This is a genomic window from Ruegeria arenilitoris (assembly GCF_013032855.1).
GTDB classification, from domain to species: Bacteria; Pseudomonadota; Alphaproteobacteria; order Rhodobacterales; family Rhodobacteraceae; genus Ruegeria; species Ruegeria arenilitoris.
In genome coordinates, this window is sequence record NZ_WQDA01000001.1 from 930,881 (window position 1) to 945,453 (window position 14,573).

At 60.3% G+C, this 14,573-nt stretch carries 17 protein-coding genes; 9 read left to right on the forward strand and 8 right to left on the reverse strand.

The genetic code is table 11. The features are described from left to right. Nucleotides 1-56: 56 nt before the first annotated feature. Complete coding sequence (gene trxB / locus GOW72_RS04495; protein WP_170365467.1) at nt 57-998, reverse strand: thioredoxin-disulfide reductase; 942 nt, start codon at nt 996-998, stop codon at nt 57-59. Between the two features lie 222 nt (nt 999-1,220). On the opposite strand from trxB, the gene GOW72_RS04500 reads away from it, so the two are divergent. After that, complete coding sequence (locus GOW72_RS04500) at nt 1,221-1,721, forward strand: Lrp/AsnC family transcriptional regulator (protein WP_093964666.1); 501 nt, start codon at nt 1,221-1,223, stop codon at nt 1,719-1,721. Nucleotides 1,722-1,843: 122 nt separating this feature from the next. On the opposite strand, the gene GOW72_RS04505 is transcribed toward GOW72_RS04500, so the two are convergent. From GOW72_RS04505 to lgt, 4 genes are all read right to left on the reverse strand, one after another. Then, entirely contained in the window at nt 1,844-2,626 is a 783-nt protein-coding gene (locus tag GOW72_RS04505) for a Hint domain-containing protein (protein WP_170357143.1), read from the reverse strand. Nucleotides 2,627-3,357: 731 nt separating this feature from the next. Further along, nucleotides 3,358-4,116 (reverse strand): peptidoglycan editing factor PgeF, encoded by a 759-nt coding sequence (gene pgeF, locus GOW72_RS04510; protein ID WP_170357144.1) that lies wholly within the window; start codon nt 4,114-4,116, stop codon nt 3,358-3,360. Then, nucleotides 4,113-5,180 (reverse strand): class I SAM-dependent methyltransferase, encoded by a 1,068-nt coding sequence (locus GOW72_RS04515; protein WP_170365469.1) that lies wholly within the window; start codon nt 5,178-5,180, stop codon nt 4,113-4,115. The genes pgeF and GOW72_RS04515 overlap by 4 nt, the downstream gene beginning before the upstream one ends. Next, the gene (gene lgt / locus GOW72_RS04520) at nt 5,177-6,064 is read right to left on the reverse strand and encodes a prolipoprotein diacylglyceryl transferase (RefSeq protein ID WP_170365472.1); all 888 of its coding nucleotides are present in this window, start codon (nt 6,062-6,064) and stop codon (nt 5,177-5,179) included. The genes GOW72_RS04515 and lgt overlap by 4 nt, the downstream gene beginning before the upstream one ends. Before the next feature lie 97 nt (nt 6,065-6,161). Here lgt and GOW72_RS04525 point away from each other — a divergent pair, with 97 nt between their 5' ends. From GOW72_RS04525 to GOW72_RS04545, 5 genes are all read left to right on the forward strand, one after another. Further along, nucleotides 6,162-6,410 (forward strand): accessory factor UbiK family protein, encoded by a 249-nt coding sequence (locus GOW72_RS04525; protein WP_093964673.1) that lies wholly within the window; start codon nt 6,162-6,164, stop codon nt 6,408-6,410. A gap of 322 nt (nt 6,411-6,732) precedes the next feature. Further along, the gene (locus tag GOW72_RS04530) at nt 6,733-7,233 is read left to right on the forward strand and encodes a type III secretion system chaperone family protein (RefSeq protein ID WP_093964674.1); all 501 of its coding nucleotides are present in this window, start codon (nt 6,733-6,735) and stop codon (nt 7,231-7,233) included. Nucleotides 7,234-7,272: 39 nt separating this feature from the next. Continuing rightward, nucleotides 7,273-8,088 (forward strand): pyrroline-5-carboxylate reductase, encoded by an 816-nt coding sequence (proC, locus tag GOW72_RS04535; RefSeq protein ID WP_170365475.1) that lies wholly within the window; start codon nt 7,273-7,275, stop codon nt 8,086-8,088. Next, entirely contained in the window at nt 8,081-8,419 is a 339-nt protein-coding gene (locus tag GOW72_RS04540; protein ID WP_170365477.1) for a tRNA-binding protein, read from the forward strand. Before proC ends, GOW72_RS04540 begins: the two co-directional genes overlap by 8 nt. Beyond that, nucleotides 8,419-9,369, forward strand: a complete 951-nt coding sequence (locus tag GOW72_RS04545; protein ID WP_170365481.1) for a 2-hydroxyacid dehydrogenase — start codon at nt 8,419-8,421, stop codon at nt 9,367-9,369. The genes GOW72_RS04540 and GOW72_RS04545 overlap by 1 nt, the downstream gene beginning before the upstream one ends. Here the strand turns inward: GOW72_RS04545 and GOW72_RS04550 are convergent. Beyond that, complete coding sequence (locus tag GOW72_RS04550) at nt 9,366-9,944, reverse strand: thymidine kinase (RefSeq protein WP_170357151.1); 579 nt, start codon at nt 9,942-9,944, stop codon at nt 9,366-9,368. The genes GOW72_RS04545 and GOW72_RS04550 overlap by 4 nt on opposite strands. 356 nt (nt 9,945-10,300) lie before the next feature. Between GOW72_RS04550 and GOW72_RS04555 the strand changes: the two genes are divergently transcribed. Then, nucleotides 10,301-10,762 (forward strand): hypothetical protein, encoded by a 462-nt coding sequence (locus GOW72_RS04555; RefSeq protein WP_170340605.1) that lies wholly within the window; start codon nt 10,301-10,303, stop codon nt 10,760-10,762. Between the two features lie 91 nt (nt 10,763-10,853). Here the strand turns inward: GOW72_RS04555 and GOW72_RS04560 are convergent, their stop codons facing one another. Together GOW72_RS04560 and GOW72_RS04565 are read right to left on the reverse strand one after the other, a co-directional pair. Beyond that, nucleotides 10,854-11,582 (reverse strand): hypothetical protein, encoded by a 729-nt coding sequence (locus tag GOW72_RS04560; RefSeq protein WP_170365482.1) that lies wholly within the window; start codon nt 11,580-11,582, stop codon nt 10,854-10,856. Nucleotides 11,583-11,774: 192 nt separating this feature from the next. Further along, a complete protein-coding gene (locus GOW72_RS04565; protein WP_170365486.1) occupies nt 11,775-12,899 on the reverse strand; it encodes a beta-ketoacyl-ACP synthase III in 1,125 nt (374 codons plus the stop codon). Nucleotides 12,900-13,065: 166 nt separating this feature from the next. On the opposite strand from GOW72_RS04565, the gene GOW72_RS04570 reads away from it, so the two are divergent. Together GOW72_RS04570 and GOW72_RS04575 are read left to right on the forward strand one after the other, a co-directional pair. Beyond that, a complete protein-coding gene (locus tag GOW72_RS04570; RefSeq protein ID WP_093964681.1) occupies nt 13,066-13,533 on the forward strand; it encodes a MarR family winged helix-turn-helix transcriptional regulator in 468 nt (155 codons plus the stop codon). After that, nucleotides 13,530-14,567 carry an efflux RND transporter periplasmic adaptor subunit gene (locus GOW72_RS04575; RefSeq protein ID WP_170340023.1) on the forward strand — a complete coding sequence of 346 codons (1,038 nt, stop codon included), beginning with the start codon at nt 13,530-13,532 and terminating at the stop codon, nt 14,565-14,567. Before GOW72_RS04570 ends, GOW72_RS04575 begins: the two co-directional genes overlap by 4 nt. Nucleotides 14,568-14,573 lie beyond the last annotated feature (6 nt).

A 14,573-nucleotide genomic window follows, 5' to 3' on the forward strand; every position in this document is an offset into this window, starting at 1 on the left:
GGGTCAAGGTGCCAGAGGAGGGCGGTACGCAGCGCCGAAGGCGCTGCGCGTCGCGGTCATTCCTGTTCGGCAAGGAACCGTTCGGCATCCAGCGCAGCCATGCAGCCCATTCCGGCCGAGGTCACGGCCTGCCGGTACACATGGTCGGTCAGGTCGCCGGCCGCGAAAACGCCGGGGATCGAGGTCTGCGTGGTGCCGGGCTTGGTTTTGACATAGCCGCCCATATGGGTTTCCAGCACGTCCTTGACCAGTTCGTTGGCCGGGGCGTGGCCGATGGCAACGAACACGCCCTTGCAGGGGATATCGGTGATTTCGCCCGTCTTGACGTTCTTCACCCGCACGCCTTCGACGCCCAGCGGGTTATCGGTGCCGATCACTTCCTCCAGCTGGTGGAACCACAGCGGCTCGATCTTTTCGTTCTTGAACAGGCGGTCCTGCAGGATCTTCTCGGCCCGCAGTTCGTCCCGGCGGTGGATCAGCGTGACCTTGCTGGCGAAATTGGTCAGGAACAGCGCTTCTTCCACGGCGGTGTTGCCGCCGCCGATCACCACGATCTCCTGTCCGCGATAGAAGAACCCGTCACAGGTGGCGCAGGCCGAAACACCGAAGCCCTTGAATTTTTCTTCCGAGGGCAGCCCCAGCCATTTGGCGCGTGCGCCTGTTGCCAGGATGACCGCGTCCGCAGTGTAGACGGTGCCGCTGTCGCCCTTGGCGGTGAAGGGACGTTTGGACAGGTCCAAGTCGTTGATGATGTCGCCGATCACCTCGCAACCCATGGCCTTGGCGTGATCCTGCATGCGCACCATCAGGTCGGGGCCTTGAACTTCGGTGTCGCCAGGCCAGTTTTCGACCTCGGTGGTGGTGGTCAGCTGGCCGCCCGGTTCGATGCCCTGCACCAGAATCGGGTTCAACATCGCGCGGCTGGCATAGACGCCCGCAGTGTATCCGGCAGGCCCCGATCCGATGATCAGAACCTTGGTGTGTCGTGTCTCGGCCATGGAACCCCCACTCGATTATTGCCTGAGCGCCGTCGTGGGCGCCGGGCTTCGATATAGCGACAGCATCGATCGGCTTAAAGCCCCTTCGTCTCACGCGTCCGTCATGTGGTTCCAAGGTGCCGGCTTGCCTGATCGACAGACAAAGATTATTGCGCTGGTGCGAAAGAATATTGCGCATGGCACCTGCGCTGATATAAGAACCGAAAATTTCAGGAGCACCGCATGGTCACGACACGGCTGGACGAGATCGACCGAAAGATCCTTGCAGAACTGCAGGCAGACGGACGAATGACCAATGTCGAGCTCGCAAAACGTGTCGGAATCTCGGCCCCACCCTGCCTGCGGCGCGTGCGCACGTTGGAGGAGGCTGGTTTTATCCGAGGATACCACGCCGAGGTCAACGCCCGTGAACTGGGGTTCGAAGTTCAGGTCTTTGCGATGGTTGGCCTTGAAAGCCAGGCCGAGGCGGAATTGCGGGCGTTCGAAGACCGCTGCCGAGACTGGCCTCTGGTTCGGGAATGCCACATGCTGAACGGCGAGGTCGACTTCATCCTGAAATGCGTCGCCCCCGACCTCAGCAGCTTTCAACAGTTCCTGACGGGTGAGTTGCTGACCACGCCGAACGTGGCCAGCGTCAAGACTTCGCTTGTCATCCGCGGTGCAAAAGACGAACCCGGCGTGCCGTTCGACGTATTGGAAGAACGGATGAACCGGACGGCGTAAAGCCGGCGCGTCTGGTTTGCGATGCGCATGGCGGCAGCACCGCCACGATGGCCAGAGAAATGGCCCAACTCAGTAAAATCTGCATGTTGCCCCCCAAAATGCAGTGGTGATGGTTAAAGCTGTCACGCCGTGATGGCGTCGATCTCGCCCTCCCCGGCGCGTGCCATAAGCAGCGGACCGAAATCGTGCAAGGAATGGATATGCGCGAACAGGTTCAGGTAGATCGAGCGCAGCGAGTGGCTCATCATCCGGACCGCGTTCACGCCGGGATGATAGGTTTCGAACTGCAGCCCATCGACATTGATGACCGCGTGGCGCTCCAGGCAGATATGGAACAGCTCGACCGGAGTGGGCGGCTGCGTTTCGATCACGGACATGCCGTCCTGAAATTCGGCAACGGGTGTCAACATCGGCTGGCCACCTCCGAGATGCCTTAGATGCGCCGGCGTCGCCAGCAAGCGGGCTGCGGGGCCGGCAATGACGCCGGACAATGGTTTTTGCATGCCGAACGTGTCTGCCATGATGCGGGTCAAAGGGCGTGTCCGCCCGCGCGAGTCTTCGCGGCCAGGTACCAAAGTGACCGAGCCTTTCCACAACACCTTTTCGGATGCGCCGGTCTGGGTCAGGACCGTGTCGCCCGGCATCAAGTCCTCGATGGCGACCGGGCCGTGTTCCGTCTCGACCAGAGACCCACGTGTAAAGGCGCAGAACGCGTCTTCGAAAACGGGCAGCGCCGGTGCGATGTGGCGTGTCTGCGAAACTTCCCCGTTTTTCAGCAGCGCACTCACCTCGTATCGACGCAGTTGCGCCTTCTGTTTGGTGCCTGGACGCGGTGCTTCGCGCAGCAATGCCGAAGTGTCGAGGGCATTCTGCGCGGCACGTGCCAGTGAATTTGGAATAGTCATATTATTCCGTTCCTTCCAATACGCCGAACAGGCGGGAAACATCCCCGTGGAGGCCCGCCTGACAGCTTGATTCTTTGTCTTGAAAAAAGTGCGCCACCTCCATGCGGGTACCGACATGGCCGCGCATGGCGAATGGATTTCGCATTCGTTTGGTCAACACAATGACCCCCCAGACAAACTCGTACACTGCGAACGTAATTGTCCGCACACAAACGCCCTGAAAAACCTCGGCTGCGAATACCAGCCTCGGTTCACGCACCGGCCCGGAGCAGCTTCCGGTGCGCGTCTTGCCCTGTTGAGGCCGGCAGCTGGCCCCAGAGGGATTTCGTATCAGCGTCGCGCGGCCAACCGGCGCACGACCCTTGCAGAGTGACTGGAAACCCGCTTCCAGGGCATTTCCGGTTGTTGGTCCCTGGTGGCCGCGACAACGGCGCGAAGAAAGCGAGATTTCAACTTCATATTCATGTCCTGCTCGAAGTTCGGGCCTAAGCCCTTTTCCCTTTGTAAAGCCAATGTGACGCGTCTTTGCGGCAGCGATGTGGCTGTTCCGGGATCAATTGAGGACAATGATGAAGTCTTGCGGCACCCCCTGAGTTCGGATGCCAGAAATCAGACGTTCGGAGAACGGATAACCATCTGAGCACTGGCAAAAATTAACAACGATTCTGATGACAGATAGACACAATAAATGTGGCGGAAAAGTGGCGCTTTCGCCTTAATTCGGTCGATCTTTACAATCGTATGGCGGAAATCAGGCGACCGTAATCCGCCTCGCCGGCGTGGGTCGCGCGCCGGTAGGAATAGAACTTGTCGGGATCCGAATAGGTGCAATGCCGCGTCCATTCTGCCTGCCCGACGCCGGCCTGACGCAGCTTGTGAAGGCCAAAGGCCGGCAGGTCGAAATGCATCCGGTCGCCTTGCCCATTTGCAAAGAAACGCGCGTTGTCCTGGCTTTCCAAAAGGAAGTCTTCCAGAAACTCCGGGCCAACCTCGTAGGCGCGCTGCGAGATCGTCGGGCCGATGACGGCGATGATGTTTTTGCGGTGCGCACCCAGCGCCTCCATGGCGTCCAGCGTCGCCTCAAGGACACCGTCCAGAGCACCGCGCCATCCCGCATGTGCCGCCCCGATCACTTTAGCTTGAGGATCCGCAAATAGTACCGGCTGGCAGTCTGCCGTCAGGATCGTCAGCGCGAGGCCCGGCGTTGCGGTAACGATTGCATCGGCCCTTGGCTTCTCGCCTGCAATCGGCTTGTCGACGGTGATCACGTGTGGGGAATGTACCTGATGCACGCCGACCAATGCATCCAGTTTGACGCCCATGGCCTCGGCCACTCTGCTTCGGTTCAGCGCGACCGCCTCGCTCAGGTCGGACGAGCCCGTGCCACAATTCAGCCCGCTGAAGATACCGGACGAGGCGCCGCCCTTGCGACTGAAGAACCCGTGTCGAATCGGTGACAGCAAATCCGAGGTCAGAATTTCCAGAGTCATGTCCCAAGTCCCGATGGTGGCATCGCGGTTTTCGGGTAGAGGCCCAGCACCTTGAACAGGTTTCCCATTTCCTCTGGGTGCGTCAACCGCCGATGTGCCCGAACCAGCGTTTCCAATTTTGATCCGGTCAACGCGCTGGCCAGAGACTGTGCGCGTTGGGTGATGCCCAGACGCTCAAGAAACACACCCTGAGGCGTCAACCGCGTGTGGGCGCAGCCCGTCGCGCCCGCCGCCAATGCCAGCGTTTCAAAATCCACATGTGCGGTCAGGTCGGCCTGACCCGGTGTGGCGAGCGGGTCGACGTATTCGTGCCCCTTGACGGCCTGCAACGTGTCGCCCAGCGAACGCCAGTCGCCATAGTCGATCACGAGAGCCATACCGCCATGGCTGCGGATGATGCGGGCCGTTTCGGTCACGATGGGAACCGCCGCCGCGCACAGCTCGACCAGATCACCGTCCCGTGTATCCTCGAGGTGCGTCGCCAAAGCCGCTTGCGTCGCCCTCGGGCCAAGGCCGAATGCCAGCTGATCGCCCTGCAGGCCCACAAGACGTTCGCACCAGCCGTCGCCGTCGCGCAGAAACTGGCGGATGGGCAAAGCGTCGAAAAATTCATTGGCCACAAGAAATAGCGGAAGCTCTGGGAGATCGCCCACCGAAACGATCCAGTTCGGTGCGTGCGCATCCAGGGCCTCGGCCTGAAGTCCGCGCAGAACGGGCGAGGCTTCGAGCAATACCACCTGCGCGGCGTCGTGAAACCCGGGCACGCCCCGGGTAGCCCGCAGAATATCGGCCATGAGTGTTCCGCGCCCTGGGCCTAGCTCGGCGAGCGCAAACCGGCCGGGTCTGCCTTGATCAATCCAGCCCTGCGCGAGACAAAGACCAATCACTTCGCCGAACATCTGGCTGATTTCCGGAGCGGTGACAAAGTCTCCATGTGTGCCCAATGGGTCGCGAGTGGTGTAGTAGCCGTGCGTTGGATGCAGAAGACATTCGGCCATGTAGTCCGCCACGCTCATCGGCCCGTCTTGCCGGATGCGGTCGGTCAGGTGGCCAAGCAGGCTCATGCCGCCCGCCGTGCCCGTAGGGCGAACCACAAGCCGACGGCGATCATCGGTACAGATAGGATCTGGCCCATCGTCAGGCCGTACCCGCCCACTTGCCACGCAAGTCCAAGCGGGTTTCCGGCCGAAACGAATTGCGCATCGGGTTGACGAAAGAACTCGACGATGAAGCGCGAAGCGCCATAGCCCGCCAGAAATACGCCCATGATGCGGCCGGGCCAATGAAATGCGCCGCGCCTATACACCAGCCACAACAAAAGCAGGCCCAACAGCACGCCTTCCAGTGCAGCCTCGTACAACTGCGACGGGTGGCGGGCGCAAAGTCCGGCAGCGACATTTGCGCAATCCTGAGCTGCCGCGCCGGGAAAGATCACCGCCCAGGGCAGTTCGCTGGGTCGGCCCCACAGCTCGGCATTGACGAAATTGGCCAAACGGCCAAGCAACAGGCCGGGGGGGACCGTATGGGCGATCAGGTCGGCCAGCGAAAGCAAGGGGGCCGAATTGCGTCGCGCGAAGACCAGCGAAGCGATCACCACACCCAGAAGGCCGCCGTGAAAGGACATGCCACCCTGCCAGACCTTAAGGATCTCAAGCGGGTGTGACAGGTAGTATTCGGGCTGATAGAACAGAACAAAGCCCAATCGCCCGCCGATGATGACCCCTAGGATGATCCAGGTGATCAGGTCCTCCAACTGGTCCGGTCTCAGGGGCGGGGATTGATCCGGCCACAAAGCGGGACGGCGCACCGCCATCACTGCCATGCGCCACGCGATCAGGATGCCCGCGATATAGGCCAGCGCATACCACCGCAGCGCGAACTCGATCCCGAAGGCGGAAATCGAGAACAGCTCGGGTGACAGATCGGGGAAATTCAAAACAGCTTGCATGTGCGTCTCATTGCCCGGGGTTGGCTGACCAAGTCAACCTTGAGACTGGGCTCTCTATCCCCCATATAGAAGGCATTCGCGATTCCGGAGTAGACACATGCAAACCCGCAACAAGTTTCTGGACGATATGTCCCAGTTGATGACCAACGCAATGGGCGTGGCGCAGGGTGCGCGGGAAGAGGCTGAAACGGCGATGAAGTCCTTGGTCGACCGCTGGCTGGCGGATCGCGACTTTGTAACGCGAGAAGAGTTCGATGCCGTCCGCGCGATGGCCCAGAAAGCGCGCGAAGAAAACGCGGCGCTGGAAGCGCGGATCGCCGCGCTTGAAGCGAAGCTGGACAAATAAGCCCAGCCGCAGATCGGCATTTCAGAATTTTTGGCAAGACCTTACACCGCTCAACCCGCGCTGGGTTTCGCAGTGTGGGGAGTGTCGCCGCATTGCAAAAATAAATCAAGGCAAAGCTACAGGGTGCGCCAATATTTTGGTGGCCGTTGCCATCTGTCCACAACTTATTGCTGTTATCCCCAAGAATGGGGGTTGCCAGAGTCCCAGCCACAGCGCACCATATTTAGTACAGGCCTATGGGGGAAGCCCGGCTTGTAGAGCAGGCAACTAGCGCTGGGGCGCTGCCAGCCCCGAAATGCTAGGTATTAAGTGAGGTGGCACCATGGCACTTTCCGAGCAGTATTTCGAAGAAGACATTCATCCGATTGATATTGTCGAACATCTGGCTGAACACCACGATTGGGATTTCGACCGGATCGGAGACGATCAGATCGCCATGGCGGTCGAAGGACAGTGGCGCACCTACTCGATCACGCTGGCCTGGTCCAACTATGACGAGACTCTGCGGATGGTCTGCTCGTTCGAGATGGAGCCGCCCGAGGACCGGGTTTCCGATCTCTATGAATTGCTCAACCGCATGAACGACCAATGCTGGGCCGGCGCCTTCACCTACTGGGGCAATCAGAAGCTGATGGTCTACCGCTACGGCCTGGTGCTCAGCGGCGGGCAATCGGCCAGCCCCGAACAGATCGACACGATGATCACCGCCGCGGTCCTGAGCGCCGAGCGTTACTATCCTGCGATCCAGTTGGTAACCTGGGGCAACCGTACGCCCGAGGATGCGATGCAAGTCGCCATTGCAGAGGCTTACGGCCGCGCGTAAAGCTTTGCCCCAAACCGTAAAGGCAGGGGAGGGGCTATCATGGACATGTCACGCGTCGCGGACCAGGGGCTGGTTCTTCTGGGATGCGGAAAGATGGGGTCGGCCATGTTGGCCGGCTGGCTGGAACATGGCCTGCCAGCCGCATCAGTATGGGTGATCGACCCCAACCCTTCCGACTGGCTCAGGGCGCAAGGGGTCAATATCAACACCCCACTTCCTGAAAGACCTGCCGTCGTGTTGGTTGCCGTCAAACCTCAGATGATGGGCGAGGCATTGCCGGCAATTCAGGCGTTGGGGGGCGGCGGAACCCTGTTCATCTCGGTCGCCGCCGGAACTTCCATCGCCACGTTCGAGCGCGTTCTGGGTGCTGGTACTCCGATCATTCGGGCCATGCCGAACACGCCTGCGGCGATCCGGCAGGGCATCACCGCGCTGATTGGAAATGCCAGCACGTCGGGCTCTGACATGACCCTGGCCGAAGATCTGCTTTCGGCCATCGGTGATACCGTGCGCCTGCAGGATGAGGCGCAGATGGACGCGGTCACCGGTCTCAGCGGCTCGGGCCCGGCCTATGTCTTTCATTTGATTGAGACGCTGGCCGCCGCCGGTGAGGCGCAAGGCCTTCCGCATGATCTGGCCATGCGCCTGGCCAAGGCGACCGTCGCCGGGGCAGGGGCTCTGGCCATGGCGTCCGAGGAAGATCCTTCGCAATTGCGCATCAATGTCACGTCTCCCAACGGCACGACGCAGGCAGCACTGGAAGTCCTGATGCATGAACAGGATGGGTTTCCAAACCTGTTGCACCGTGCCGTAAAGGCGGCAACCGATCGATCCAAGGAGCTGTCCGGTGAGTGAAATTTCCTTCGACGACTTCCTCAAGGTCGACATTCGCGTAGGAGAGGTCATCCGGGCCGAACCCTATCCCGAGGCCCGCAAGCCCGCGATCAAAATGTGGATCGACTTCGGCGACGAGATCGGCGAGCGCAAGACCTCGGCGCAGGTTACCGCGCATTACACGACCGAATCCCTTGTCGGCAAACATGTGCTGGCCGTGGTCAATTTCCCGCCGCGTCAGATCGGGCGGTTCATGTCCGAGGTTCTTGTTCTGGGTCTGCCGGACGAATCGGGCGAGATTGTTTTGATCGGTCCTGATGGCAAAGTTCCCGTGGGCGGGCGGATGCACTGATGAAGCTGTTGATCACCCGACCGATGACCCCCGCGGTCACGGCCCGCGCGCGGGATGAGTTCGACGTCGATATCCGAGATAGCAACGCACCGCTCAGCATTGATGAGATGGCGCGCGCATTGCGGGACTACGACGTGGTCGTTCCGACTTTGGGTGATGTCTTTTCGGCCGATGTCTTTGAAATGGTCACGGCTCCGCGGTGCAAACTGCTGGCCAATTTTGGGGTGGGTTTCAATCACATTGATGTTGCGGCAGCGCAGGTTTCTGGTGTTCGCGTGACCAACACACCGGGGGCGGTCACGGATGCAACGGCGGACATTGCCATGACTCTGCTGCTGGCAACGGCCCGCCGCGCGGGCGAGGGTGAACGGCTGGTCCGGTGCGGCAATTGGCAGGGCTGGCACCCGACCCAGATGCTAGGACAGCACGTCACCGGAAAACGGGTCGGAATCATCGGAATGGGACGGATCGGGCAAGCCATTGCCCGGCGCTGTCATTTCGGGTTCGGGATGCAGGTCAGTTATCAATCCCGCACGCCCAAGGATCTGGATTTCCCTGCCGAGTTCGTTCCCGACTTGGCGGCCCTGGCTGCTGTGGTCGATTTTCTGGTCGTCGCCGTCCCCGGTGGCGTTGACACCTTCCACCTCATAGACGCTTCGGTTCTTTCAGCTATGCGGCCGTCGGCCATTCTGGTCAACATCGCTCGCGGAGAAGTCGTGGACGAAGCTGCACTGATCCATGCGCTGAATAACGGCCAGATCGCCGGGGCCGGGCTGGATGTCTACGAGTTTGAACCCGCCGTGCCGCAGGCGCTGCGCGAGATGGAGAATGTCACCCTGCTGCCGCATCTGGGCACTGCGACCGAGCAAGTGCGCACGGATATGGGGCACATGGCATTGGACAATGTGGCGGCTTTTGTCGCCGGGCGACCGCTGCCAAATCTGGTCTAACTGCCCACGGCCTCGCGCCAGTGTTTACGGCAGAGCGAAACATAGGTCTCATTTCCGCCGATCTGCACCTGCGCACCCTGAGTGATAGTTTTGCCGTTTTCGTCCTGACGGATCACCATCGTGGCCTTTCGCCCGCATCTGCAGATGGTGCGGACCTCGCGCATTTCATCGGCCAGGGCCAGCAGAGCCGCTGATCCTGGGAACAGCTTGCCCTGAAAATCCACCCGCAACCCGTAGGCCAGAACCGGTACTTTCAGGTCATCCACCGCACGAGCCAATTGCCAGACCTGTTCTTCGGTCAGGAACTGCGCCTCGTCCACAAAAACACAGGCCACTTTCCCCTGATCAAGACGATCTTGGATCATCGCGAACACATTGTCGTGGGGATTGAACGTATCGGCCTGTTCCGAGATTCCGATCCGCGATGCGATGCGCCCCTGGCCCGCGCGCCCGTCAATGGCTGCGGTCATCAGATAGGTGTCCATGCCGCGCTCGCGATAGTTGTGCGACGCCTGAAGCAGCACCGTGGACTTGCCTGCGTTCATGGTTGAGTAGTTGAAATACAGCTTGGCCATGGGCTGGGTCTAATCGGCTCACGCTGCACGAGCAAGTCGTCAATGTCCTGAAAGAAATCGACGCCGCCATTGCAGTCGCAGAGGCCGAGCAGATGCTCTTGGGGATGGATAACCCCGCTTCCGCAACAGCGACACCGCCGGCCACGAAATGGCCGAAACAGCGCAGGGCCTGAAATACTGCCCCACAAACACTCTTTACCGGCATTAACTGCCGCCACTCACTCACAAAACCCCCGCATATCTGAGGGATAGCCAAGATATGACATTTCAATTATGACTCGAGTATGGGAAATTTCCCCTCCCTTTCCCCGGTGCGGACAGCCGGGCAAGAGGGCGCAGCGAACAAAGGTACAAAAATGGCAGATATCGGGGCCTATCTGAAAAAGCACACCGAAGCTTTGGTCAAGGACGTGGGGATCGAGGCAGCATGCGAGATCACAGGGAAATCCAAGGCCACATTGGGCCGGTATTACTCCGACAATCCCGAGCACAGCGACCGGTTCATGCCGGTGGATGCGGTCGCACGTCTGGAAAACGCGGCCAGCTACCCGCATGTGACCTCGGCCCTGGCGGATCTGAAGAACATCACCTTGTCCTATGATGAGCGCAATTCGACCCGTACGCGCACCGGGGGCGTCAATTCGGACGTGATCGCACTGAGCCAGCGGTTTGCGATGCTGATGACCGAATACCAGGCCGCGATCGAGGATGGCATCATTACCGTCAACGAAGCCAAGCGTCTGCTGAAAGAAACTTCGTTGCTGCAACAGGTTCTGATCGAGATGAAATTGCACCTCGAAGAGGAAAGCGTCAGCTGACCTAGTTTCCGAAAAGCCGCCATAGGGCGGTGAAAAAGGCGATGTGCGCATCGCCTTCCTCAAGCTGAGCTGAAGTAGCTCTTAGCCTTAGTCAGTTTTCGTCGTTGTTGGCATTGTTCCCGCGTCCGGGGCTTGAGCCCTCGGGCCCATTTCCGCCCCCGTTGTTGCCTTTGCCGCCGCCATTGTTGCCCTTGCCGCCGCCTTTCCCGTCGCCGTTGTTTCCTTTACCGCCGCCGTGACTGCCACCCTTGCCGGGCTTGCCGTCACCATGGCCGGGCTTGCCGCCGCCCTTGCCGGGCTTGCCACCGCCATCGCCAGGCTTGCCGCCGCCGTTGCCGGGATCATCATTCCCGCCGCCGTTGCCCGGATCGTCGGATCCGCCATCACCGGGGTCATCGTTCCCCCCGCCATTGCCGGGGCCGCTGTTTCCGCCGCCCGACCCGGATCCGCCGCCGGCGGATGGGCCGGTGCTCGATGCGGGTTGAAATCCGCTGGGGTCGTTTTCGCGGCCGTCAAAGCTGTTGGCGTTGGAAATCGATCCGGTCGGCAAATCGCTCAGCAGATTGGCCAGCCCCGGACATTGCTGCGAGGTATTGGCAAGAACCGACCCGAAATCTTCCCGTTGTTGCAGATGCGAGAGGAAACTGGGCGTAACCTGCGAACAGCCGCAAAGGGCCGCATAGTCACCATTGTTGGCTGCGATCCGTGCTGTGTTGGCGTTGCAAACCTGGGGCTCGGCCATGGCCGCGCTGGCTGCAGCAACCCCCAAAAACGGGGCGACAACCCAGGCCGCCATTCCTGACTTAGAACTCTTGAACATGGCGCACCTTTCTTAACCTAGCGTCACCTGACATGCGGAATTGCATGGCCTTCCAGATGGAGGCCGCGGGTTAAGTTGCGCTGTATCAATTCTGAAGAAGTTTTCAGGAATACAAAAACAGTCCGCCTGCGCGGGCGAAATATTCGAGGTTATCGCTTGTTGCGCCGGACGTGGACCGGCGGCGCCGGCGTGTCAGGCGTGGCGTTTGACGATGACGGACCCCACCGAATATCCTGCACCGAACGAGCAGATCAGGCCGACATCGCCACCCTGAAGATCGTCTGAATATTTGGAAAAGGCGATGATCGACCCGGCGGACGATGTATTGGCATAGTCCTGCAGGATGTTGGGCTGTTCGCCCGGCTCCGGCTCTCGGCCCAAGACCTTTTTGCCGATGAAATCATTCATCGTCTTGTTGGCCTGGTGCAGCCACAGCCGCTTGAGATCGCCGCTTTCGATCCCTTCGGAATCCATGTGGTCGCTGATGTGTTTGCTGACCATCGGCAGCACTTCCTTGAACACCTTGCGGCCGTTCTGCATGAACTGCATGTCGCGGCGGTCCTTCAATCCGTCGGGCCGGGTGCGCCGCAGAAAACCGTTGTTGTTGCGGATGTTGTTCGAAAACTCGGTTGCGCAGCGGGTCGACAGGATTTCGAAATGCGGGCCCTTTGCATCCTCGATCCGCTCGATCAGCGTGGCGGTGGCCACGTCACCGAAGATAAAGTGGCAATCCCGGTCGCGCCATTCCAGGTGTCCCGAGCAGATCTCGGGGTTGACCACCAGCGCCGCCTGTACGGACCCCGACCGGATCATGTCGGCCGCGGCCTGAATGCCGAACGTCGCCGAAGAACAGGCCACGTTCATATCGAACCCAAAACCAGCGATGCCCAACGCGTTCTGGATTTCGACCGCAATGGCGGGATAGGCGCGTTCATGGTTCGACGCGGCACAGATCACCAGATCGACATCCGCCGCCGTCCGACCTGCCTGAGCCAGCGCCTTTTTGCAGGCGTCCAGCGCCATCTCGGTCATAATGCCCGGCTCATCATCGCTGCGCTGGCGCAGCAGGGGATGCATCACGTCCGGGTCCAGCACACCGGTCTTGTCCATGACGTAGCGGTTCTCGATGCCCGAGGCCTTGACGATGAACTCTTCCGAGGAGTGCTGCATCGGCTCCATCTCGCCCGCGGCGATGGCATCGGCGTTGGCAGCATTCATCTTGTCGGCATAGGCGTTGAAGGCTTTGACCAGCTCGGCATTGGTGATGACGTTTTCGGGCGTGAAAACCCCGGTACCGGTGATTGCGGGCGTGTACATGTCGGGTCCTGAATGTTTCGGATTCGACCAAAATGCAGTCACAGCGCCCTCAGATCAAGAGATGTTGACCCAAGGGAACGGCATAGGTTTGCGCAAATTCAACTTCACATCTTGAATAGTTCGGAATCCGAAGTATATCACCGCTCGACTCGTGCGGAGAGCATCCATGACCAAAGACATCAGTGAACGGCTGGCCCGACTGACCCCTGAGATCCAGGCGATGATGGGCGTCTATGCGCTGTACTGGAAACTGGAAGAGAGTTTCGGCTGCATCGATACCGATCTCAGCCATCAGGAATGCCATATGTTGATCAAGTTGGATCAGCCCAAGCGGATGGGAGTGTTGGCGGCCGACATGCTGACCGTGCCGTCGACCATTACGGCCACCGCCGATGCGCTTGAGGCGGCCGGCTATCTGACCCGTCAGCAGGATCCCGATGATCGCCGTGCGTGGTTGCTGGTGCTGACCGACAAAGGTGCCGAAGCCCGCAACATGCTGGTCACCACCGCCGGAGAGCTGTTTCACCGTGCCTCCGGGTTGGATGACGAGGAAACCGCTCAATTTGCCCGGCTTGCCCGCAAGATCCGGGACAACATTCTGAAAACGGGAATACCCGAGGGATTGACGAAATGAAGCTGCTGACTTCGCTGGGCCTCGCCCTTGCCGTACTGGCCGCACCGCTTGCGGCGCAAGACGACACCAAGCCTGTAAAACTTATGGTGGTGCATGAGACCGCTCCCGGATTTTCACGCCAGTTCTTCGGGCGCGTGGCCGCGCGGCAGACTGTCGATCTGGCGTTTCAGGTCGCCGGACAGATCGTGGAACTGCCCGTCAACGAAGGATTCCAGGTGCCCAAGGGCAGCCTGATTGCAAAGCTGGACCAAGAGCCGTTCGAACTGGCACTGGAACGTGCGCGTCTTCAGAAGGATCAGGCTGACCGCACCGTGGCCCGCCTGTCGCGCCTGCGGGGGACGACTGCAAGCCAGGTCGCTGTCGATGACGCTGAAACCGCCGCCCAACTGGCTGCAATCGCGGTGCGTGACGCCGAGTACAACCTCGAGCACACGACTCTGACCGCGCCGTTCGATGCGCTGGTATCGCGGCGTGAGGTCGAGAACTTCACCACCGTGGCCGCCGGAACGCCGATCGTCCGGATCCACGATCTGTCCGAATTGAGGATCGAGGTCGATGTGCCCGAAATCCTGTTCCAAAGGACCAGCCAGGAAGATGGCATTTCCATCACGGCGAAATTCCCCGCAAGTGACGAAGTCTTCCCGTTGGAAATCCGCGAATTCGACGCCGAAACTTCGAGCGTCGGCCAGACGTTCCGGATTCAGTTCGGCCTCACGCCGCCGGAAGACTTGCGGGTGCTGCCCGGATCGTCGGTAACCGTCAATGTCCAGGTCGATGACAAACGCACTGGCATCATCGTTCCTCCGACCGCGATTGTCGCCGACGCCGAGGGCAATCTGGGCGTTATGGTCTTTTCGCCGGTCGGTGCAGATGTCGGCACCGTACGGCGTGTTCCCGTGACCATCGAACCAACCCAGACAGGTGACGTCCGGGTTCTGACCGGATTGTCGGACGGCGACGAAATCGTGGTGGCCGGCGGGTCCGTTCTGACCGATGGGCAGACCGTGCGCCGCTTTGCCGGCTTTGCGAACTGAAGGGGG

Coding starts and splice junctions, on each gene's coding strand:
- trxB (WP_170365467.1), bottom strand. CDS start 998: ATGGCCGAGACACGACACACCAAGGTTCTGATCATCGGATCGGGGCCT.
- GOW72_RS04500 (WP_093964666.1), top strand. CDS start 1,221: ATGGTCACGACACGGCTGGACGAGATCGACCGAAAGATCCTTGCAGAA.
- GOW72_RS04505 (WP_170357143.1), bottom strand. CDS start 2,626: ATGACTATTCCAAATTCACTGGCACGTGCCGCGCAGAATGCCCTCGAC.
- pgeF (WP_170357144.1), bottom strand. CDS start 4,116: ATGACTCTGGAAATTCTGACCTCGGATTTGCTGTCACCGATTCGACAC.
- GOW72_RS04515 (WP_170365469.1), bottom strand. CDS start 5,180: ATGAGCCTGCTTGGCCACCTGACCGACCGCATCCGGCAAGACGGGCCG.
- lgt (WP_170365472.1), bottom strand. CDS start 6,064: ATGCAAGCTGTTTTGAATTTCCCCGATCTGTCACCCGAGCTGTTCTCG.
- GOW72_RS04525 (WP_093964673.1), top strand. CDS start 6,162: ATGCAAACCCGCAACAAGTTTCTGGACGATATGTCCCAGTTGATGACC.
- GOW72_RS04530 (WP_093964674.1), top strand. CDS start 6,733: ATGGCACTTTCCGAGCAGTATTTCGAAGAAGACATTCATCCGATTGAT.
- proC (WP_170365475.1), top strand. CDS start 7,273: ATGGACATGTCACGCGTCGCGGACCAGGGGCTGGTTCTTCTGGGATGC.
- GOW72_RS04545 (WP_170365481.1), top strand. CDS start 8,419: ATGAAGCTGTTGATCACCCGACCGATGACCCCCGCGGTCACGGCCCGC.
- GOW72_RS04550 (WP_170357151.1), bottom strand. CDS start 9,944: ATGGCCAAGCTGTATTTCAACTACTCAACCATGAACGCAGGCAAGTCC.
- GOW72_RS04555 (WP_170340605.1), top strand. CDS start 10,301: ATGGCAGATATCGGGGCCTATCTGAAAAAGCACACCGAAGCTTTGGTC.
- GOW72_RS04560 (WP_170365482.1), bottom strand. CDS start 11,582: ATGTTCAAGAGTTCTAAGTCAGGAATGGCGGCCTGGGTTGTCGCCCCG.
- GOW72_RS04565 (WP_170365486.1), bottom strand. CDS start 12,899: ATGTACACGCCCGCAATCACCGGTACCGGGGTTTTCACGCCCGAAAAC.
- GOW72_RS04570 (WP_093964681.1), top strand. CDS start 13,066: ATGACCAAAGACATCAGTGAACGGCTGGCCCGACTGACCCCTGAGATC.
- GOW72_RS04575 (WP_170340023.1), top strand. CDS start 13,530: ATGAAGCTGCTGACTTCGCTGGGCCTCGCCCTTGCCGTACTGGCCGCA.